Raw genomic sequence first — 21,594 nt, forward strand, 5'->3', positions numbered from 1 at the left:
GGATATGAACTCCAATCAAGTTATCTGTATTATAACCCAATCACACCTTTGCCGCAATCCAAGAGTATTAAAGGAGGCAATCGCTTTGGCAAATGCCGGCTACCAGGTTAATATTATAACAGGTATCATTTCCTGTGAATTATATCGGCAAGATTTGAGCTTAATAAAAAACTGTCCGAATATTCGCTTAACTAAAGTATTTGATCTTTCCCTGCCATCGCTCCTGTCATTTATCGATAGGCTGTTAAACAAGTTGGGCCGACTCCTGGTCTCTAAATTCAAGATAGAAAACAGCATGTCTCTTGGTTATGGCACAAGTCATTACTATAAAAAAGCGAAAAACATCAAAGCCGATCTTTTTATCTGTCACCAGGAATTGGCAACCTATATTGGTACCAAACTTATCAAAGCCGGCTTTAAAGTCGCTTTTGATCTGGAAGACTGGTATTCTGAAGATCTGTTGCCTGCCGCCCGCGCCGAGCGCCCTATTAATTTACTTCAAACAACCGAATCAGTAGCATTAAATAAAGGGGTATTTTGCATTACAACATCTAAGGCACTTGCAAAAAAGCTTTCACAAACTTATAAATGCCCTATACCAACTGCCGTTTACAATGTATTTCCGTCGCCCGATGTTGATTTGAATAAGCCAAAAGGCTTTTCAAACCCTTTGAAGTTGTTTTGGTTTTCGCAAACTATTGGTACAGGCCGCGGGCTTGAGCAATTTATCAATATATCAAAGGGGTTCAAAAACAGCGTAGAAATACATTTGCTGGGAAATATTACACCTCAATATAAGGAGTTATTAAACTCGATACTTCCCGCGCAGCATAAACTGTATTTTCATGAACTTGTGGAGGAAAGTAAACTCGCCGCAAAAATAGCTAGCTTTGATATCGGCCTGGCACTTGAGCTTGATAGCCCGATGAGTCGTAATTACACCATCACCAATAAATTTTTCCAATATATTCAATCAGGGTTACCGGTTATCGCCAGCGAAACAGCGGGCCAGATTGAGGGATTTGAACAGTTTAAGCCAGGGTATCTGTTGCCGCAACAGCCTTTGGCAATGGATATAAGCAAATTAGAACAATGGCTAAATAATGCCACCGCCCTGCAAACCGCAAGAGGAAAAGCAATTGAGATGGCAGGCATTTTCAATTGGGAGAACGAATCGAAAAAGCTGTTAAACTCCATAAATGAAGCACTTGAAAAATAAAGTATCATGTGTTTCAATGAAAGGCCTTTAAATTAACCTATTGAAAAAACTCCTTATCATTTCACCTTACTTCCCGCCGGTAAACGCGGCAGATATGCAGCGGGTGCGGATGAGCCTCCCCTATTTTGCAGAAAACGGCTGGGACGCCGAAGTGGTTACCGTAGATGAAAACTTTTCAGATCTGGGTATCGACACTTTATTACTGCAAAGCATCCCTGCCCAAATAAAAATCCATAAAGTTAAAGCCCTAAAAAAAACGCTCACATCAAAACTAGGGCTGGGCAGTATTGCCCTTCGTTCATTATGGTTTTATAAACGTGAGGTCGATAAGCTTTTATCTGCTCAAAAATTCGACCTTATTTATTTTTCGACTACCCAATTCCCTGTTTGCATTTTGGGTGCGCACTGGAAAAAGAAATTCAATATCCCTTATGTGATAGATATGCAGGACCCCTGGTTTTCTGATTACTACCGGGATAAGCCAAAATCCCAAAGGCCGCCTAAATATTGGTTTTCTTATCGCTTAAATAAATACATGGAACCAATTGCCATGAAAACTGTTGATGGGCTGATTAGTGTCTCTGAAGCGTATATTACCAAGTTAAAAAACAGTTATCCATCTATAAAAAATATTCCTTCCACAACAATTACATTCGGTGCGTTTGAACCGGATATGGCTATTGCCGAAAAGAACGAGGATACGTTTACAAAACTGCTCAAGCCCGATTTTAAAAATGTAGTTTACATTGGCCGGGGAGGCCACGATATGTACAAGGCTATAACCCCGCTTTTCCAATCACTTAAAGAGGAACTGGCTAAAGGTAACGATGCGTTAAAAACATTACGATTTTATTTTATCGGTACCAGTTATGCTGCCAGCGGGCAGGGCACGCCAACTGTAATACCGCTTGCCAAACAATTTGATATACACAACCTGGTAATTGAAATGACAGATAGGATCAGCTACTACCACACCCTGGTTACCCTACAACAGGCCGATGCCTTTTTTATTCCCGGTTCTGATGATCCCCAATATACTGCATCCAAAATATACCCGTACCTGCTTACCCGAAAACCGCTGTTGGCTATATTCAACAAAGCAAGTTCAGTGATCCCGATCATGAAGGCTTATGGTGTTAAAGCAGTGTATGACTACGATAGCGTTGCCAGCGAAGACATTAGTAAATTCCTGCTGGATATTATCAACAGCAATACACCAAAGGTTGCCTATAATGCCGAAATGGAGGTTCAATATTCGGCCAAACAAATGACTTTAACACAATGCGCACTCTTTAATCAGGTACTTAATGGAAAAAATTAAAAGGACATTCGGGTTCATCCTCAATCACCCTTTAGCAAAAAGGCATCCAATTAAGGCTATCATCCGGCTGTTGATATGGCAATTGCAAACAGGCGGCAATCCGTCAAAGTTATTTGTAAAACAATACCTGTCCGGCCTGCGTTTTTTTGCCCGTAAAGGTTTAACAGGTATTACCGGCAATATTTATACAGGCCTTCACGAGTTTAATGATATGGGCTTTTTACTTCATTTTTTAAGGCCCGAAGATATTTTTTTAGATGTGGGTGCCAACGTTGGCTCATACACCTTACTGGCATCTGGCATATGCCAGGCAAAATCAATTACCATTGAGGCGTCTAAAAACACAGCGGAGATCACCCAAAAAAACATCAATCTAAATAAACTCCAGGATAAGGTTACTTTAATTAATGCTGCAGCAGGTGCAACAAACGGTACGCTTAATTTTTCAAAAAACCAGGACACTACCAACCATATCATCAGCAATAATGAATTGGCAAATACTGATGTGGAAACTGTTAATGTGATCAGTGTAGATTCGCTTACCATAATTGAAAAACCGGCATTAATAAAAATTGATGTAGAAGGCTTTGAGACCGAAGTGCTCAACGGTATGGTTAATACATTAAAACAGCCATCACTTAAGGCAATTATTATTGAGCTTAACGGCAGCGGAGCACGCTATGGTTTTAATGAGGAGAAGATACATCAAAACCTGTTATTAAACGGTTTTGAGCCTTATCAATATGATCCCTTTGCAAGAGCGCTAACTATATTGGATTCATTCGGAAACTATAACACCATTTATTGCCGTGATACTGAATTTATTAATCAGCGTATTAATGCTGCTAAGACCTTTGACGTATTGAGCGAAACCATATAATATGCGGCTGGCTATTATTACCACACATCCTATTCAATATTACGCGCCGGTGTTTAAACTGCTGCATGAAAAACAAGAGATCAGCATTAAAGTATTTTATACCTGGGGCGAAAAAGCACTGGAAAAATTTGATCCCGGCTTTGGTAAAACAATAGCCTGGGACATCCCGGTATTAGAAGGCTATCCTTATGAATGGGTTAAAAACACATCCACAAAGCCCGGCTCGCATCATTTTAAAGGAATTATTAATCCCCACCTGATAACCCAAATTGAAGTATGGCAAGCTGATGCCATCCTTGTTTTTGGCTGGGCTTATCATAGCCATTTAAAGGCTTTACGCTATTTCAAAAATAAAATACCGGTTTATTTCCGTGGCGATTCAACTTTGTTAGATACAAAAAAGGGGATCAAATCTGTATTGAGATCGCTATTTTTAAAATGGGTTTATCGGCATGTAGACCATGCTTTTTATGTTGGAGCTAATAATAAAGCTTATTTTAAAAAACATGGCTTAAAGGAGTGGCAGCTCAGTTTCGCCCCGCACGCAATTGACAATGAAAGATTCGCTGCCGACAGAACAACGGAAGCTGTACAACTCAGAAAAAACCTGGGCATTGATCCGGGCGATACGTTGGTGCTATTTGCAGGCAAACTGGAGGATAAGAAATCGCCGGGATTATTGTTAGATGCTTTTATAACTTTGAAAGCCCCAAAAACACACCTGCTGTTTGTTGGGAATGGTATTTTGGAAATTGAATTAAAAACAAACGCAAGTAAAAATCATAACGTTCATTTCATGGAGTTTCAAAACCAGTCTGTAATGCCGGTCATATACCTGGCTTGTGATTTGTTTTGCCTACCTTCAAAAGGTCCAGGTGAAACCTGGGGACTTGCGGTAAATGAGGCCATGGCGGCTGGTAAGCCCGTACTGGTATCTGACAAATGCGGTTGCGCTATTGATTTAGTTACCAATAATAACGGTATAATTTTTAATAGCGAAAATGTGGAGGATTTAACCTTAAATCTGCAAAAGCTTTTAGGTGATCATAGCCTGTTAAATAAATATGGAATGGAATCAAAAGCGTTAATAAAGGAATGGAGCTTTGCCAATATTGCTGTGGTAATTGAAAATAAATTAACAAATGAAAAGATCTGACCGTATTAAAATAAACTTTTCAAGAAATTGGAACCTACCCGGTAAAGAAAGATTGGCTGCCTGGCTAAAAGCATCGCCACAGCTAAAAACCACACTCAATAATGGTATCATTTGGTTAAGCAATGAAAATATTGCCATTTACACTACAGCAGATAACTACATTGAATACGCCATATTAAGCACAGGTACCTATGAAGATGAAATAGGAAAACTGATTAATATTTCTTTAAAGCCGGGATTTGTTGCTTTAGACATCGGGGGAAACATCGGACTTCAAAGCATACGAATGTCACAAAGCGTTGGGCCTAATGGCAAGGTTTACGCCTTTGAACCGCTGAATTACCTTCAAAAAAAGTTCAAAAAAAATATAGGGCTCAATCATTGCAATAATGTTACCCTTTTTCCGTGGGCTCTTTCAGACCAGGAAGACACCATAACTGTATCTATTGATGAGCACACCTGGAACCAGGGAGCATTTAGCTTAAAAAACAGCAATTCGGGTAGCACGATACAGGAGCTGATAGTAAAAACAGGCGATACCATTGAAGAGATCAAAAACGTTGACAGACTTGATCTGATTAAAATAGATGTAGAAGGGTTTGAATACCATGTTTTGCGGGGATTAAAAAATGCCATCGAAAAACACAGACCTCGAATTATTTTTGAATACGATAGCAACTATTGGATTAAAACCAGCCAATCAATCAAAGAATGTTGCGCCTTTTTCAGCGATTTAAATTATACTCTTTTTCAAATCACAGATATTGGCTGCGCACAGATTTTAACCACAACGGATGTAACACAAGGTAACCTGTTCTGTGTACCAATAAATAATGGATAAAAACATTTCATATGAACGGCTAATAGTGCTCTACTTACCCTGGGCACTTTCATTGTTAATCAAAAAGGATGGCGAGTTATCCTATATGATAGCCTGGCTCGGTTCATTTATGATTTTCTTTCTTACATTAACCGGGTGGGTAAAACCAATACCCAATGACAGGAGCATAGCCGAACAACTGATGCGGCCGATATTTTTAGTCCAGATAATTTTTGCCGGTTATATGGCTTGCACATCTATATTTTATTATATGGATGCATTGGGGTATGAAAATTTTGTAAAAAGCAGTACTATTCTTGTTGATGAAAACAAACTCCAACTTATTGTACAATGCCAGCAATATTATTGTTTGGCACATGCCTCAGTTGCCACGGGTATGTTAGTTTTTATGGATTACTCTGTTAAATCAAAATATTACATAGAAAAACAAAAACTTGCCAACTTACTCATGATGTTTTCGGTAGTAAGTTTTCCGGTTTCTATTATATTTTTACGGCTTCCAGGCTTATCGCAATTTTATTACCAGCTAAACTCACTTAGTTTTATTGCCGGCACTTTAGCATTGGCTTTTGCTATACCACTTAAAAAAGTAGCTAATACCATCCTTTGTCTTTGTTTTTACTTTTTCAATTTTTACCAGGCGCTTATTTCGGGTTTTAAAGAACCTATTATCATCAGTGTTTTAGTTTTGGGCATTTTTCTTTATCCCAATTATAAAAAATTAGTAGCGGCCATTTTTATTCCGCTAATGCTGTTGTTGTTTATGTTTTTACCCACGTATAACCATATTTTTCGGGAAAACGCGTGGAAGGGCGACACCAATGCCGAAGATGCCAGTCAATTAGCTTTAAGTGCGGCTTTAAACGGCGATTCGGATGATATTGATGATTCTAATTGGGGCTTTTTGGTTTACCGGCTAAGTGAAATTGACATGTTTATTAAGTTTACACAGTCAACCCCCAAGAACATTGATTATTATAACTTTAAACTAATTAAGCAATCGGCCATGGCTATTATTCCACGCATCTTTTGGCCAACAAAACCAAGCACCGAAGACATGATTATGGAACGTGTATACGACGCTGGCGTAATAAACAGAAATTCTGTTGTATCGGCAAAACCGGCTTTTGTTGTTGACGCCTACCTATCCGGCGGTTCTTTAGCCATTTTTATCTTGTTATTCATTTACGGCGCAGTTGCACAATTTATTTCAATGAAGGCCGAAAGACTTTTTGGGGGATATATTTTAGGAACAGCGCTTGTTTTTAGCGGCTTATTTCAAATCATGTGGCGGGGCTTAAGTTTTGAATTTATTATCAATACCGTATTTTGGAGTTATGTTACTATGATAGTGATACATAAAGTGCTTCTGTCTCGCAATATTTTAAAAAAGGTTTGAAAATATTACAGGTTTCGGCTGCTTACAAACCTGCCTACGTTTATGGTGGCCCAACGATGTCTGTAGCCGCGCTTTGCGAACAATTGGCTAAAGCCGGCTGCCATGTTGATGTGTATGCCACCACGGCAAATGGGGCCAACGAACTCAAGGTAACACCCAATGAACCACAACAAGTTGATGGTGTAACCGTAACCTACTTTAAACGCATCACCAAAGATCACAGCCATTTTTCACCTGCGTTATTAAGCGCCGTATGGAGAAACGCCAAAACCTATGATGCCGTCCACATCCATGCCTGGTGGAACCTCGTTTCCGTACTCTCCTGCCTCTTTGCGGTTGCACGCGGTGCCCGGGTTGTGGTTTCGCCAAGGGGTACATTAAGCCCCTATTCTTTCCAAAATAAAAACACGATCATTAAATCGATTATCCACCACCTGCTCACCAAACCCTTACTTAAAAGGAGCCACGTTCACGCTACCTCTTTAAGAGAAAACAAAGCCATTAACCGTATCATTAACCCTAAAAGCACCACTACCATATCCAACTTTGTGACGTTACCAGGTGATATTCCTCCCTACAAACAAAGATCCCCGGTATCGCCCATAAAACTCATCTTCTTTTCCAGGATTGAAGAAAAAAAAGGCCTCGATATCCTGTTGAACGCGCTCGCCCTGGTCAGCATTCCTTTTCACCTCACCATAGCAGGCAACGGAAACGGGGATTATGTTACAAGCCTGAAATCATTAGCTGCCGGTAACGGCATCGCCGAACAGATAACCTGGGCCGGTTTCATCGGCCAAGATAAATTTGCTGTTTTACAACAGCATCACCTGTTTATATTGCCCTCATACGATGAAAATTTTGGCAATGCCGTCATTGAAAGCCTTGCTGTTGGCACACCGGTGCTGATCAGTGAAGAGGTTGGCCTGGCCGATTACGTAAAGCAAAACAAACTGGGCTGGCTTTGCGAGACCAATGCGGCATCGGTGGCCAAAGCAATTGTACAGATAGTCACACAAACCCATGAGCTGCAACGCATCAACCAACAGGCCCCGGGTATTATTTACCATGACTTTAGTGATGTCAGCCTGGTTGAAAAATATATAAGTTTGTACCATAACATAGCGTAATTCATTGACACCGGCATATTGTTTTATCATTCTCACCTATAACGAGCAGCAACACCTGCCGCGTTTATTGGCATCCATCAAAGGGTTGAACGCCCCTGTTTTTATTTTAGATTCGGGTAGTGAGGACGACACCATCGCGATAGCACAACAAGCCGGAGCAGTTATTTTACAGCATCCGTTTGAAAATCATCCCAAACAATGGGATTTCGCCTTAAAAAGCTTCGAGATAAAAACACCCTGGATCATTTGTCTGGATGCCGACCAGGAAGTAACACCAGAGCTGAAAGAGAAGTTAGTCAATTTTAAAGATGAGGATCACCTTGATATCGATGGAATTTACTTTAACCGCAAAAACTTTTTTAAAGGTCATTGGATAAAACACGGTGGTTACTACCCTTTTTACCTGCTTAAAATGATTCGTTACGGTGTGGGCCATTCCGATCTTAATGAAAACATGGATCATCGGTTCATTGTGCCAGGCAAAACCGTGGTTTGGAAAAAGGGCCACATCCTGGAAGAAAATTTAAAGGAAAACCAGATCAGCTTCTGGATAGCTAAACACAATCGTTACAGCGATCTGCTGGCCCATGAAGAAGTTGAGCGGATGCAAAAACTAAGGTTGCAAACACTTAAGCCTTCGCTTTTAGGTTCGCCGGACGAGCGTACCGCCTGGTTAAAAAATTTATGGTGGCAGCTACCACGCTACGTAAGGCCCTTACTTTATTTTACCTACCGGATGATTTTTCAGCTGGGTATTTTGGAAGGCCGAACCGGCGTGATCTTCCATTTTTTACAGGGCTTTTGGTTCCGGCTTATGGTGGATGTTAAAATTGACGAGATTCTGAAAGGCGAACAAAAAAAAGAAGATAAAAAAACCGTCGCGGCATCGCCACTCAGGTTTGTCTTTACATTCCTGCTTTTATTTCTGGTGTTTTATTACTTCAATATTGCGTTTTTTGGGATTACCAGTCCGGGTAAATTGTATTCGCCATTTTTGGCTGATAACCTCAATTATATACAGGGCTTACGCTGGGTTCTGTTAAGCTGTAGTGCGCAAATATTAAATTGGATGGGCTTTACGGCCATACATAACGGCACCGAACTGCTGGTAGTTGGTAAAGGAACCATTGTATTAATTTACTCCTGCCTGGGGCTTGGGTTAATGAGTTTTTTTGCTGCATTTGTAATCGCCTATCCTAAAAAACTAAAACAAAAGCTTATTTTTCTGATTGCCGGAGTTTTAACTATCCAGGTTTTAAACATAACGCGTTTTGTGCTGTTGGCCCTGTTCTGGAATAAAAAAGCCAGTAAGATTATTGATCACCATACCGTTTTTAACATTATACTATACATTATCATCATGATAAGCTTGTATTTTTGGGTAACTAAAAACAACCAGGCTCCTGCCGATCAACATGCTTAAGACCGATCTTTCCTCTTATAATAACCACCCTTTTCATCCCGGCGGGAATGTCATTAAACGGCTTGTTTGGTTTTATGTAAACGCCTTGTTTTTTAAAACCAGCCTGATCCCTTCAAGCGGGTTTAAAGTATTTTTACTGCGGATGTTTGGTGCCCGGATTGGCAAAAATGTAACCATTAAGCCTTGCGTAAATATCAAATATCCCTGGTTTTTACAAATTGGCGATGAAACCTGGATTGGCGAAAACGTATGGATAGATTGCCTGGTGAAGATAACTATAGGCGCAAATGTTTGCTTATCGCAAGGCACTGTATTACTTACGGGCAGCCACAACTATAAAAAAACATCATTTGACCTGATTACAAAAAGCATTATTTTGGAAGATGGCGTTTGGATAGGTGCCGGCGCTATGATAAACCTGGGCGTAACAGCTGGAAGTCATTCGGTGCTCACCAGCGGATCAATTGCTACCAAAAACCTGTTGCCTTACAGCGTTTACCAGGGCAATCCGGCGATTAAAGTCCGCGAACGCGAGATCAATCAATAATACAAAATTCATCAAAACCTATATGCCTACCTCAAAATCGCAAATCCACAACATCATTCTATACAGTTTATACTTTATAGTGCTGCTGCTTGGGGTATTGATATTTATTGCGCCTACATCCATTTTTCCTGATCCATCCTGGGGTTTCCAGGTGTTGCAAAAAATGCAGGCCGGTGGCGCGTTTAATATCGCCGTAAAACCCGATCAGCAAGATCTGGGTAAAAATTACAGCGAGTTTTTATCGTGGTGGTCGCCGGGGCAGTATCTGATCCCCTATTTTTTCAAGTCTGTTTTTGGTGTTAATACCGGGCAGGCATCAGCGTTAACTACTACTATTTGTGGTTTATTAGGGATAACTGGTTTGTTTGCCTTCTTTAAAAAAGCAGGTTTTACACCTACGTTAGCCGCGGTGAGTGTGCTGGTTATAGCGGTACAACAAGCATTTATTACACCCTATGTTTTTTACAATGGCGGCGAGGTTTTACTTTTCGGCTTCGCCGGATGGTTCCTGTATGGCTGCATCAGTATGGATAAAGCCGGCTGGAAGCTTGCCCTATTTATTTTACTCTCCGGCTGGATAGGCTTTTTCTGTAAATCATCATTCTTATGGGTTTACGGGGCCGGATGTTTATATCTGTGGATCAGCCTATCACAAAAGCAATTAAAAGTCACTGAATGGATTAAAAACGGGGCGTGGATCGCTATCCCGGCAATACTATCGTTCGTTGTTATAGAGCTTCTATACCTGTCAAAAGGAGCAAACCCTGCCGGGCAAACAGCCGGTTTTTTATTAAGCTGGCAATCGCTGGCATTCCCTTTGGCTTCACCCTTGTTAGCCGGTTTTTCTGTCGATGATATTTTTCATGGCTTAATCTTCCATAGCAACGCAGCCGTAGTAGGCGCAACCGGCGCTGTGCTTATACTACTGCTCTCGGCCATTGTAAGTGTTATTCTGGTGGTGAATGTGATCAGGCTTGTTCCCAACAAAAAATATAGTTTATTGGTGTTGGTATTTTATGCTGCGTCCGTACTGTTTTTTGGCTACAGCTTTTTGCGCCAGGCCAGTATCTCTTACGAGGCAAGGCATTTCCGGGTAATCGGGCTATTGGTAACACCCGGCATTGTTTATTTGGTAAGCCTTTGGAAACAGCCTTTCAAGATAGCATTTGGTGTAGTATGCCTGTTCATAGCAGGTTTAAGCCTGCGGTATTTTATACCAAGTTATATCCATAACAAAAACATCAGTGCTAAAGGTACATCGGGCCTGGCACAAATGTTTATTGATCAGCCTTCTTTAGATGAGATCATCAGCCTGGATAAAAAAAATACTAATGCTTTGTTTGTATTTATCAGCCCCGATCTGGGCCTGGAGATTAACCATAACCGTTACATCACTTTAGATCCCATCAGTGCGGATATTAAAATTGATTATGACGATTACGTGCACTACGGCCATGCGGGCCCCATCTTTATTCTGCTCCCGGCAAGTTACATGGGCCCAAAATCGAACATCATCCGCAAGTGTTTCCCGGGTTATAAGGGTTTTCACATGGATATGCTGAGTGATAAGTATGTGCTGTACTCGGCTAAGTAAGATTCGCAGACTGTTGGACTCCGGGACTTATGGACAGTTATAAATTGGGGCAACACTCGCCACCGACCTCACCCCACACACCTCAGACTTGTTTATTGATCTCGGTCCAAAGAAGATCTTTTAACCCGGTAAGATTTTTTTGCGCTACTGATGATATGAATATGGAAGGAACGCCCTCGGGGAGTTCTTTTTTCATTTCGGCCTGTAGCTCATCGTCCAGCAAATCCATTTTGGTTACGGCTAAAACCCGGGGTTTGTGCATCAGCTCGGCGTTGTATTCCTGCAATTCGTTTAGTAAAATCTCGTATTCCTGTTTGATGGTACGGGTAGTATCGGCAGGTACCATGAACAACAATACCGAGTTACGTTCAATATGTCTCAAAAAGCGGAAACCTAATCCTTTTCCCTGCGATGCGCCTTCAATAATCCCCGGAATATCGGCCATTACAAAGGAACGGTTATCACGGTATGATACAATGCCCAGGTTAGGCACCAAAGTGGTAAAAGCGTAATCCGCAATCTCCGGCTTGGCAGCAGACACTACCGAAAGCAGTGTTGACTTACCCGCATTAGGGAAGCCTACCAAACCTACGTCGGCCAAAATTTTCAGCTCCAGTACGTTCCAGTCTTCTTTACCTTCTTCACCAGGCTGGGCAAAACGGGGGGTTTGCTGGGTTGGCGTTTTAAAATGCCAGTTACCTAAACCGCCACGGCCACCTGGCGTCAAAATCCTGGTTTCGCCATCCTGGGTGATTTCGAAGATCACCTCGCCGGTTTCAGCATTTTTTACTGTTGTACCCAATGGCACTTCCAATATCTCATCGCGCCCGGTTTTACCGCTGCGTAATGAACTGCCGCCAGAATCACCATCGCCGGCAATAACATGTTTACGGTATTTAAGGTGTAGCATGGTCCATAACTGGGCATTACCTTTAACAATCACGTGACCGCCACGACCACCGTCGCCGCCATCCGGACCACCCTTCGAGGTTAATATATCACGATGTAAATGCGCAGAGCCCGCCCCTCCGTGGCCACTACGGCAACAGATTTTCACATAATCAACAAAATTGGAACCTTGCGACATAACTTTTTCTTTAGCGGGAAAGTCCGAAAGTCAGTAAAGTCCGAAAGTTAAGAATTTTGACATTCTTAACTTTCGGACTTTACTAACTTATCGTCTTACGGACTTTCTGATTTATTTAATATTCTTTAACAACTTCACCTATCTGGGTAAAGATCTCATCAACAGACCCTACTCCGTTAATGCTTGTAAATTTATCCTGGCCTTTATAAAAACCGGCTACAGGAGCGGTTTTATCATTATACTCCACAATACGCTTGCGGATAACTTCTGGATTGGCATCATCAGGCCTGCCCGATAATTTGCCACGCTCTAATAAACGGCGCTCCAGTTCATCATCATTCACCTCAAGCGCTATCATGCCCGATATAGCTGATGCTTTACTTTCAAGCAAGCTATCTAAAGCTTCGGCCTGTGCAACGGTACGGGGAAAACCATCAAAAATGAAGCCTTTAGCATTTTTATTGCTATCCAACTTATTACTGATCATTCCAATTACAACCGCGTCCGGAACCAACTTGCCATCATCCATCAACTTCTTTGCCTCTAACCCAAGTTCTGTTCCCTGCGCAATTTCGCCACGTAAAAGATCGCCGGTTGATAAATGGATCAATCCATGTTTTTCAATAAGCTTTTGTGACTGAGTCCCTTTCCCGGCTCCGGGAGGACCAAACAATACCAGGTTTAGCATGCTCGTTATAAATTAAAAGCCTTTCGGTACTACACAGAAAGGCTTAAGATTAACTTTATACCATGATGGGAATTGAAACCCAATAAAGGCACGTTATATGTGCACTCGAAGGGAGTCGAACCCCTAACCTTCTGATCCGTAGTCAGACGCTCTATCCAATTGAGCTACGAGTGCTTTTCCGAAATGGAATGCAAAGATAGATTTTTTGTACTTCCATTGCAAACTTTTTTAAAATATCTTGCAAGATAATGATCAACCTATTGATAATGAATTATAATATTTATCATCAACGAGGAATTTCATCTATTTTACCGCTGCGGCAATAGCTTCAAAGTTTGGCAAATCGGTCGCTACTTCTAAAACTTCGGCGTAAATAATGTTTTGTTCTTCATCAATAACAAAAGCTGCGCGTTTGGATACACCTTTAAGGCCCATCACAAAATCGGCATAAATAGCGCCATAAGCAGTTGAAACCTCTTTGTTAAAATCAGATAGCAGATCAAACTGGTAATTATTTTCTTCTTTAAACTTAGCCAGTGTAAAAGGCGAATCGACAGAGATGCCTAAGATAGTGGCATTTAAACCATCGTAGTATCCAAAGCTATCGCGCATGGTGCAAAGCTGCGTAGTACAAACGCCGGTAAAAGCAAAAGGGAAAAAGTGCAATACAACCTTGCGGCCCTTAAAATCGGCCAGTGATACGCTTTGCAATGATGATGATACTAATGTAAACTGTGGTGCCGCCTGGCCTGCTTGTAATGACATGTTGTGTGTGTTTATTGTATTGCAAATGAATGATAATAAATTTGAAATCACGATAGTCACAAGATCAAAATATTTTTTTTACAAAATCAAAAGCTAATGGTTTGTAATAACAACAATGCCTAAATTAGGTGATTAAACCTATCAGATGAACCATAAGCTATACATATTCCTGTTGCTCTCGTTATTTAGCAATGCGATCTATGCTCAAAAAACGAACCCTGCAAACAACTTCATATTAAAAGGCACTACTACTGATAAGAAAACACATGTGATATGGTTAACCTACTCACTTGGCAAACAACCACGGATAAAACGTAAAGCATATGTAAAAAAGGGGGCTTTTTCGTTCAGCTGTTTTATACCCGGGCCGGTTTATGCCGAACTCTACTTTAACAGCAAGCCGCTTTCAAATCACGACTGGGGTATTAATGAAGTGTTTTTAAGTCCGGGTAAAATGACGATAGCGCTTACCGGTGATAGTACTACAAATGCCTTGATAACAGGTTCGGCAATGCAGGATGATTGGACGAAGATAAAAAAGCAAGAACAACCGATAGAACGCCTAAAGTATATTATAGATAGAAAATCAAATGAAATATCGGCAGGTGGCAATACCCCAAAAAACCATGCGGCTGTACTTAAACTGGGCAGCGAACGGGATAATTATAATGAGCGGGAAAAGCAAATAGAATACGAGTTTATTGCTTCAAATCCCGGATCGTATCTAAGCCCATATTTAACTGCTTATCATTTTGATATGTATGAACTCCCTCTTGATTCCACAACCTTATTTTACAACACATTTACCGCGCCTGTGAAAAACACCATTGCCGGGAAAGCTTTATATGAAACCATTCTGAAGCATTCCATTTCGGCAAGGGGAGGCATAGCTCCGCTATTCGTGAAAAAGGATATTGATGGAAAAACAATCGATCTTAAGTCATTCAGGGACAAAAACTATGTATTAGTTTATTTTTGGGCAAGCTGGTGTTTGTATAAAAGTGATGAACCCGCGCACCTTGTAAGCCTATATAAAAAATACCGCACTAAAGGACTTGAAATTGTTGGCATATCTCAAGATATTATCTGCAAGGATTGGAAAAATGCGATAAACCAAAATGGCTTAGGAAAATGGCACAATATTTTAACAAAATATGATGATAGCTTACAAGACAAGTACAATATTAATGGCATGCCTCCTTCCATTTTAATATTGATTGATAAGCAGGGCAAAATTATTGGCCGTTACCTTGGCGATCATGCAGTATGGGTTACGAGGGGGGATAATGATGGAGGTATGAATTTGCTTGATAAAAAACTATCCGAAACTTTTGGCAAGTAAAACTTAGTACTGCGCGTCCCTCCCGGGTATTTAACTTAGTTTAACTTTATTTAACAACCAGTTTAATACATAGTTAGCTACCTTAGTGTTGCTCCCAATCACCTTATAACAACACTTGCTGCCATGCTTAAAAACTTTATCAAAATAGCTTTTAAAGGTCTTTTAAAAAACAAAGCGTTTACCATTATTAACATATTGGGCCTGGCCATAGGGCTGGCAACCTGCCTGCTCATTATGTTTTATGTAATTGATGAGCTAAGTTACGACAGGTTTAACACCAAAGCCGACAGGATTTACCGGGTAAACATGGATTTAAAATATGGCGGCAATGTATCCTCCTTCGCCATTACTCCCCCTCCCCTTGCGGCGACATTAAAAAGCAGTTTCCCCGAGGTTGAACGCTCCGCCCGCCTTATTCATGACGCCGGCGTCCGCATTAAAAAGGGCGACGAATTTATACAGGAAGAGAAAGTAGTTTATGCCGATTCTGAATTGTTTGGTGTATTTACCTTACCATTATTGGACGGCGATGCCAAAACCGCCTTAACCGCCCCCATGACCGCTGTTATTACCGAAAGCACTGCCAAACGGTATTTTAAAGATAACCATGCTGTTGGCCGCACACTTACTTTAAGCAACAATACCACCTATAAAATAACAGGGGTAATAAAGGACATCCCCAGTCAATCGCATTTTAACTTCGATTTTTTTCTGTCGATAGCCGGCAGGCCAGATGCCAGCAGTACCGACTGGAACAACTTCAGTTACACTACCTATATATTATTTAAGCCCGGCACCAATTTGCAACAATTTCAAAACAAACTGGCCGGGTTGATGAAAACACAACTTGGCGAAAACTTTGCCCGCCTGGAAAAAAGCGGTGGCTATTTTCACCTGAATATGACAGCACTTACCGACATCCACCTTAAATCAAACCGGCAGTACGAACTGGGCACCAACAGCGATTCATCCTACGTTTACATTTTTGGCGCGATTGCATTGTTTGTATTGCTGATAGCCTGTATCAACTTCATGAACATGTCAACAGCGCGCTCGGCCAACAGGGCAAGGGAGGTGGGCGTCCGTAAGGTTTTAGGCTCGTCGCGCGGGTATCTGATAGCCCAGTTTTTATCAGAATCTATTTTACTGACCATTGGCGCGGCTGTGATAGCCGTGTTGGCAGCATGGGCCTTGCTCCCGCTATTTAACCAGGTGGCAGGCAAACACTTATCTATTACTATACAAACATTAACCTGGCTTTTACCGGCGCTGGTGATTATCGTTTTAGTAGTTGGCGTGTTAGCGGGATCATATCCGGCATTTTACCTTTCGGCTTTTCAGCCCATTAATGTATTAAAGGGTAAAATAGCGAGCGGCTTTAAGGGAGGCAAACTCCGCAATTTTTTGGTGATTTTCCAGTTTGCAATCTCTATTTTCCTCATAATAGGCACCATCGTTGTTTACAATCAACTTAATTATATTCAACATAAAGATCTTGGCTTTAACCGAAACCAGGTATTGGTGGTTAAAAATGTAGATGTACTACCAAACACCAAACTATTTAAACAGCAGGTAAAACAACTTGCCGGGGTAAAAAGTGCCTCGCTGAGCGGCTTTTTACCTACCGGGGTAGTTAGGCAACCTGATGCCGTGTTCCGCAACAGGACACCCGATCCTAAAAATGCCCTATATACCGAGATCTGGCCCGTTGACGACGATTATTTACCTACCATGGGCATGGGTTTGGCAAAAGGCAGAAATTTCTCTGGCGCGCTGGCTTCCGATTCATTGGGTGTGGTGATCAACGAAACCGCCGCCCGGATGCTGGGTATTTTAAATGACCCTTTGGATAAAAAGGTATACCGCCCATCTGCTCAACCCAATCAACCCTTAAAAGAGTTTCACGTTATTGGCGTGGTAAAAGATTTTAACTTCAGTTCGTTACGCGCTAACATTACCCCTGTAGTAATGATGCTTACTGATGACAAAGGAGCCTTGAGCATCAAAATGAACGCGCAAAACCCGGCAGCCTTTATAGCCCAGGTAGAGCATATGTGGACCAACCTTGCGCCTAACCAGCATTTTGAATACAGCTTTATGGACCAGGATTTTGATGCCGCTTACCGCACCGAACAACGTACCGGCACCCTGTTCTTAACATTTACTACGTTAGCTGTGATCATTGCCTGCCTTGGCCTGTTTAGCCTGGCCGCTTATGCAGCCGAACAACGCAATAAAGAGATCGGCATCCGCAAGGTATTGGGTGCAAGCGTATCGGCCATAGTAAGCATGCTATCCAAAGATTTTATTAAACTGGTGATCATATCTTTTGTAATTGCCGCACCGTTAGCTTGCCTGGCTATGTACAAATGGCTGCAGGGCTTCGCCTACCGCCAAAGTATTCAATGGTGGGTAATTGTGGCGGCCGGGATTGGCGCTGTTGCTATAGCGTTTATTACCATTAGCGCGCAATCATTTAAAGCGGCTATGAGCAACCCGGTTGATAGCTTAAAGAACGAGTAATTTGGTCATTGGTCATTGGTCATTGGTCATTGGTCATTGGTCATTGGTGTGGAATTGACCATAGCTTTTATTGCTTTAATCTTTTGAGAAAAAGTAAAAAAAACAACTAAATTCTTAGTTTATTTTAATACACCCATTAATTAACTAAATATTTAGTTATATATTTAGCCTTATCAATTCTTAAAATCATGATAAGGAATTACTTTAAAACCGCGCTGCGCAGCCTGTTAAAAAACAAGGGCTTTACATTTCTCAATATATTAGGCCTGGCACTGGGCCTGGCCATTTGCCTGCTCATTACCTTTTATGTAGTTGATGAGCTGAGCTACGACAGGTATAATATCAAACATGATCGCATCTACCGGGTAAATACCGATCTGAAATACAGCGGTACGATAACCAATTATGCCATAACCGCAATCCCGGTTGCCAATGTATTAAAAACTGAATGCCCCGAAGTTGAAACAGCCGTGCGTATAACACCCGCCCTAAACATTCGATTTAAAAAAGGCGACGAAATTGTAAGGGAAGACGGCGCAACGTTTTATTGCGAGCCCAATGTTTTTGATGTATTCACACTTCCCCTGCTTTCGGGTGATGCAAAAACGGCTTTAAAAGAACCCAACTCGGTAGTGATCTCCGAGTCTATCGCTCAAAAATACTTTAACCGCAGCAACGTGGTAGGTCAAACGCTATTTTTGGTTACTGATAGTACATCGCACAAAATAACGGGCGTTATGCGCGACATGCCAATGCAATCACATTTTCGGGCAAATTTCCTGCTCGCTACCGGCCATCCTGTTCAAAATAATAATCTATGGAATAAACTCACGGCCTTTGCCACCTACGTATTGGTTAAACCCAATGCAAATACCAACCTTCTTGAATCAAAACTTAACGCAGAAATGCAAAAAGGACTTAAAGGTTCAAGCACCATGAACTATGCCAAGTTTACATCGGGCGGCAATTATTTCAAGCTTAGCCTTATACCGGTAACAGACATCCACCTTAAATCAAACCGGGTAATGGAACTGGGCGCCAACGGTAACAGCCAGTACGTCTATATATTTGCGGCCGTGGCGGTTTTCATTCTATTGTTGGCTTGTATCAATTTCATGAACCTGTCTACAGCCCGCTCTGCCAACCGCGCACGCGAAGTTGGTGTACGTAAAGTATTGGGTTCATCCCGTAAACACCTCATTTTCCAGTTCCTCGCCGAATCATTGATCGTGACCTTTGCAGCATCTATTATAGCAGTGATGACCGCGTGGGTTTTACTGCCATTGTTCAATCATTTATCGAACAAGCAATTAGTTATCAATCTGCAAACAATAACCTGGTTATTACCTGCTTTATTAAGCCTCGTTATTATTGTTGGCGTTTTGGCTGGCTCTTACCCGGCCTTTTTCCTTTCGGCATTTCAGCCAATTAATGTTTTAAAGGGGAAGATCTCAACGGGTTTTAAAGGCGGTGCTTTCCGGAATACACTCGTAGTTTTCCAGTTTTCCATCTCCATATTTTTGGTGATAGGCACTTTGGTCATTTACAATCAGCTAAACTATATCCGGAATAAAGACCTTGGGTTTAATCGAAACCAGGTGCTTATACTCAACAACGTTAATACACTTGAACACCCTGATTTGCTGAAGCGGGAAATTAAACAATTGCCCGGAGTAGTTAACGCGACGCTTACCAGTTTTTTGCCTACTGCCAATAACAAGATATTGAACTATGTATCGCCAGGCGAAAAAGAAGGCCAGTCGACCCAATTTTGGAAAATAGATGAGGACTACATCAGCACTATGGGTATGCAAATGAAGACCGGTCGCGCATTTTCTGAGCAGTTTAAAACTGATTCGACAGCGATGGTCATTAACGAAACAGCGGCAAAGATATTTGGCTATGGCAATGATGCTATCGGCAAAACTATAACCACCGGTGGCGCCAAGGATTTAAAAAAATATCATGTGATAGGGGTAGTAAAAGATTTCAATTTCAGTTCGCTTCGCGATAATGTAACACCGCTGGTTATGACACTGGATAACGACTGGCTGGCGCGTTTAAGCATCCGGGTAAATACCCATAACCTCCCTGCCTTGATGGCACAAATTGAAAAAACATGGAAAGCCATCGCCCCCAATGAGCAGTTTGAATACTCATTTATGGATCAGGATTTTGACGCCCTCTATCGCACCGAACAACGCATGGGCAATCTATTCATCATATTTACATCACTGTCCATCGTTATTGCCTGTTTAGGTTTATTTGGCATGGCTGCTTATGCTGCCGAGCAACGTAATAAAGAAATTGGCATCCGCAAGGTATTAGGTGCAAGTGTATCGGCTATTGTGCGTATGCTATCTTTTGATTTTGTTAAACTGGTTATTATATCGTTCCTTGTTGCCGCTCCATTAGCCTTTCTGGCTATGCATCAATGGTTGCAGGGTTTTGCCTATCGCCAAAATATTCAATGGTGGGTAATTGTACTGGCGGGCGCGGGCGCAGTTGTCATCACCTTTGTCACTATCAGCGCGCAATCATTTAAAGCAGCGATGAGTAATCCGGTTGATAGTTTGAAAAACGAGTAGTTGGTCATTAGTCATTAGTCATTAGTCATTAGTCATTAGTGGGAACAGTTTGCTTCTTTTATGGTTTACATTTGTGTAAATCATATCATCATGAAAGCTGTTGTAATAACTGAACCTGGACCAGCGTCTGTTTTACAGATTTCGGAACGGCCAGTACCTATTTGTGCCGATAACGAGGTGCTGATTAAAGTAATGGCCGCGGGTGTTAACCGGCCCGATGTTTTTCAGCGAAAGGGCAATTATCTACCACCTGAGGGAGCGCCGCAGGATATTCCCGGCCTGGAGATTGCCGGCATTGTTACTGCTATTGGCACTACCGTTACCCATTTAATGGTTGGCGATAAGATTTGCGCCCTGGTATCGGGCGGCGGTTATGCCGAATATTGTAACGTACCGCAGGAGCAATGCCTGCCTATTCCCGGCAACCTGTCGTTCATTGAAGCAGCCTCGTTGCCCGAAACCTTTTTTACAGTTTGGAGCAATGTATTTGACCGTGGCGCTTTAAAAGGCAACGAAACCTTGCTGGTGCATGGTGGTTCAAGCGGTATAGGTGTTGCAGCTATTCAAATGGCTAAAGCACTCGGGCATACAGTTTATGTAACCGCGGGCTCTGATGATAAATGCCGCTTTTGCCAACAGCTTGGTGCTGCAAAAGCCATCAACTATAAAACAGAAAACTTTGCAGATGTGATTAGCCAGGCTACCAATGGCAAAGGCGTTGATGTGATATTAGATATGATAGGCGGCGATTATACTACCGGCAATATCCAGTCGCTCGCGGTTGAAGGCAGGTTGGTACTCATCAATACCATGAAGGGAAACAATGTACAAATTGACCTTGCCCAGGTGATGCGGAAACGCCTTATCATCACCGGATCTATGCTACGCTCGCGGGAGGTTGCCTTTAAGGGCAAAATAGCTCATGAGCTGCAAACCACCATATGGCCTTTGCTGGTATCGGGTGATATTAAGCCGGTTATCCATTCGGTTTTTGCCGCGGCCGATGCATCCGCCGCTCATGAACTGATGGAAAGCAGCGCGCATATTGGCAAAATCATACTCAATTTTGAGCATTCCTAAGGCTAAATTAC

The 21,594-nt window shown here is 41.8% G+C and carries 17 protein-coding genes and 1 tRNA gene; 14 read left to right on the forward strand and 4 right to left on the reverse strand.

Annotation, left to right across the window (positions count from 1 at the left end):
* Positions 1-4 precede the first annotated feature (4 nt).
* The 10 genes from FHS10_RS03345 to FHS10_RS03390 are packed head-to-tail and all read left to right on the forward strand — an operon-like array spanning position 5 to position 11,510.
* Positions 5-1,219, forward strand: coding sequence for a glycosyltransferase family protein (locus FHS10_RS03345; protein ID WP_259087631.1), 1,215 nt, complete (start codon positions 5-7; stop codon positions 1,217-1,219).
* A 40-nt stretch (positions 1,220-1,259) separates the two neighbouring features.
* Positions 1,260-2,540 (forward strand): glycosyltransferase family protein, encoded by a 1,281-nt coding sequence (locus FHS10_RS03350; RefSeq protein WP_259087632.1) that lies wholly within the window; start codon positions 1,260-1,262, stop codon positions 2,538-2,540.
* Positions 2,527-3,420 (forward strand): FkbM family methyltransferase, encoded by an 894-nt coding sequence (locus tag FHS10_RS03355; protein WP_259087633.1) that lies wholly within the window; start codon positions 2,527-2,529, stop codon positions 3,418-3,420. The genes FHS10_RS03350 and FHS10_RS03355 overlap by 14 nt, the downstream gene beginning before the upstream one ends.
* Before the next feature lies 1 nt (position 3,421).
* Positions 3,422-4,576: a glycosyltransferase family 4 protein gene (locus FHS10_RS03360; RefSeq protein WP_259087634.1), complete on the forward strand. Its 1,155-nt coding sequence runs from the start codon at positions 3,422-3,424 to the stop codon at positions 4,574-4,576.
* Positions 4,563-5,417: an FkbM family methyltransferase gene (locus FHS10_RS03365; protein WP_259087635.1), complete on the forward strand. Its 855-nt coding sequence runs from the start codon at positions 4,563-4,565 to the stop codon at positions 5,415-5,417. Before FHS10_RS03360 ends, FHS10_RS03365 begins: the two co-directional genes overlap by 14 nt.
* Positions 5,410-6,816 (forward strand): exosortase Y-associated Wzy-like protein, encoded by a 1,407-nt coding sequence (locus FHS10_RS03370; RefSeq protein ID WP_259087636.1) that lies wholly within the window; start codon positions 5,410-5,412, stop codon positions 6,814-6,816. Before FHS10_RS03365 ends, FHS10_RS03370 begins: the two co-directional genes overlap by 8 nt.
* Positions 6,813-7,946: an XrtY-associated glycosyltransferase XYAG1 gene (locus tag FHS10_RS03375; protein ID WP_259087637.1), complete on the forward strand. Its 1,134-nt coding sequence runs from the start codon at positions 6,813-6,815 to the stop codon at positions 7,944-7,946. Before FHS10_RS03370 ends, FHS10_RS03375 begins: the two co-directional genes overlap by 4 nt.
* Before the next feature lie 4 nt (positions 7,947-7,950).
* Positions 7,951-9,369, forward strand: coding sequence for an exosortase Y (xrtY, locus tag FHS10_RS03380; protein WP_259087638.1), 1,419 nt, complete (start codon positions 7,951-7,953; stop codon positions 9,367-9,369).
* Positions 9,362-9,916: a WcaF family extracellular polysaccharide biosynthesis acetyltransferase gene (locus FHS10_RS03385; RefSeq protein WP_259087639.1), complete on the forward strand. Its 555-nt coding sequence runs from the start codon at positions 9,362-9,364 to the stop codon at positions 9,914-9,916. Before xrtY ends, FHS10_RS03385 begins: the two co-directional genes overlap by 8 nt.
* A gap of 22 nt (positions 9,917-9,938) precedes the next feature.
* Positions 9,939-11,510 carry a hypothetical protein gene (locus FHS10_RS03390; protein WP_259087640.1) on the forward strand — a complete coding sequence of 524 codons (1,572 nt, stop codon included), beginning with the start codon at positions 9,939-9,941 and terminating at the stop codon, positions 11,508-11,510.
* A gap of 82 nt (positions 11,511-11,592) precedes the next feature.
* Here FHS10_RS03390 and obgE read toward each other — a convergent pair whose 3' ends face one another.
* The 4 genes from obgE to FHS10_RS03410 form a co-directional block, all read right to left on the reverse strand.
* Positions 11,593-12,597, reverse strand: a complete 1,005-nt coding sequence (obgE, locus tag FHS10_RS03395; protein WP_259087641.1) for a GTPase ObgE — start codon at positions 12,595-12,597, stop codon at positions 11,593-11,595.
* Between the two features lie 115 nt (positions 12,598-12,712).
* Positions 12,713-13,285 (reverse strand): adenylate kinase, encoded by a 573-nt coding sequence (locus tag FHS10_RS03400; protein ID WP_259087642.1) that lies wholly within the window; start codon positions 13,283-13,285, stop codon positions 12,713-12,715.
* A gap of 100 nt (positions 13,286-13,385) precedes the next feature.
* Positions 13,386-13,459 (reverse strand) — tRNA-Arg (locus FHS10_RS03405).
* A gap of 129 nt (positions 13,460-13,588) precedes the next feature.
* Positions 13,589-14,050 carry a redoxin domain-containing protein gene (locus tag FHS10_RS03410; protein ID WP_259087643.1) on the reverse strand — a complete coding sequence of 154 codons (462 nt, stop codon included), beginning with the start codon at positions 14,048-14,050 and terminating at the stop codon, positions 13,589-13,591.
* Positions 14,051-14,195: 145 nt separating this feature from the next.
* Between FHS10_RS03410 and FHS10_RS03415 the strand changes: the two genes are divergently transcribed.
* From FHS10_RS03415 to FHS10_RS03430, 4 genes are all read left to right on the forward strand, one after another.
* Positions 14,196-15,392 carry a TlpA disulfide reductase family protein gene (locus tag FHS10_RS03415; protein ID WP_259087644.1) on the forward strand — a complete coding sequence of 399 codons (1,197 nt, stop codon included), beginning with the start codon at positions 14,196-14,198 and terminating at the stop codon, positions 15,390-15,392.
* Positions 15,393-15,515: 123 nt separating this feature from the next.
* On the forward strand, positions 15,516-17,915 hold the full coding sequence (locus FHS10_RS03420; RefSeq protein WP_259087645.1) for an ABC transporter permease: 2,400 nt from the start codon (positions 15,516-15,518) through the stop codon (positions 17,913-17,915).
* Between the two features lie 188 nt (positions 17,916-18,103).
* The gene (locus FHS10_RS03425) at positions 18,104-20,503 is read left to right on the forward strand and encodes an ABC transporter permease (RefSeq protein ID WP_259087646.1); all 2,400 of its coding nucleotides are present in this window, start codon (positions 18,104-18,106) and stop codon (positions 20,501-20,503) included.
* Between the two features lie 90 nt (positions 20,504-20,593).
* A complete protein-coding gene (locus FHS10_RS03430) occupies positions 20,594-21,583 on the forward strand; it encodes an NAD(P)H-quinone oxidoreductase (protein WP_259087647.1) in 990 nt (329 codons plus the stop codon).
* Positions 21,584-21,594: the final 11 nt, after the last annotated feature.

Origin of the sequence: Mucilaginibacter dorajii (assembly GCF_024808255.1) — a bacterium.
GTDB classification, from domain to species: domain Bacteria; phylum Bacteroidota; class Bacteroidia; order Sphingobacteriales; family Sphingobacteriaceae; genus Mucilaginibacter; species Mucilaginibacter dorajii.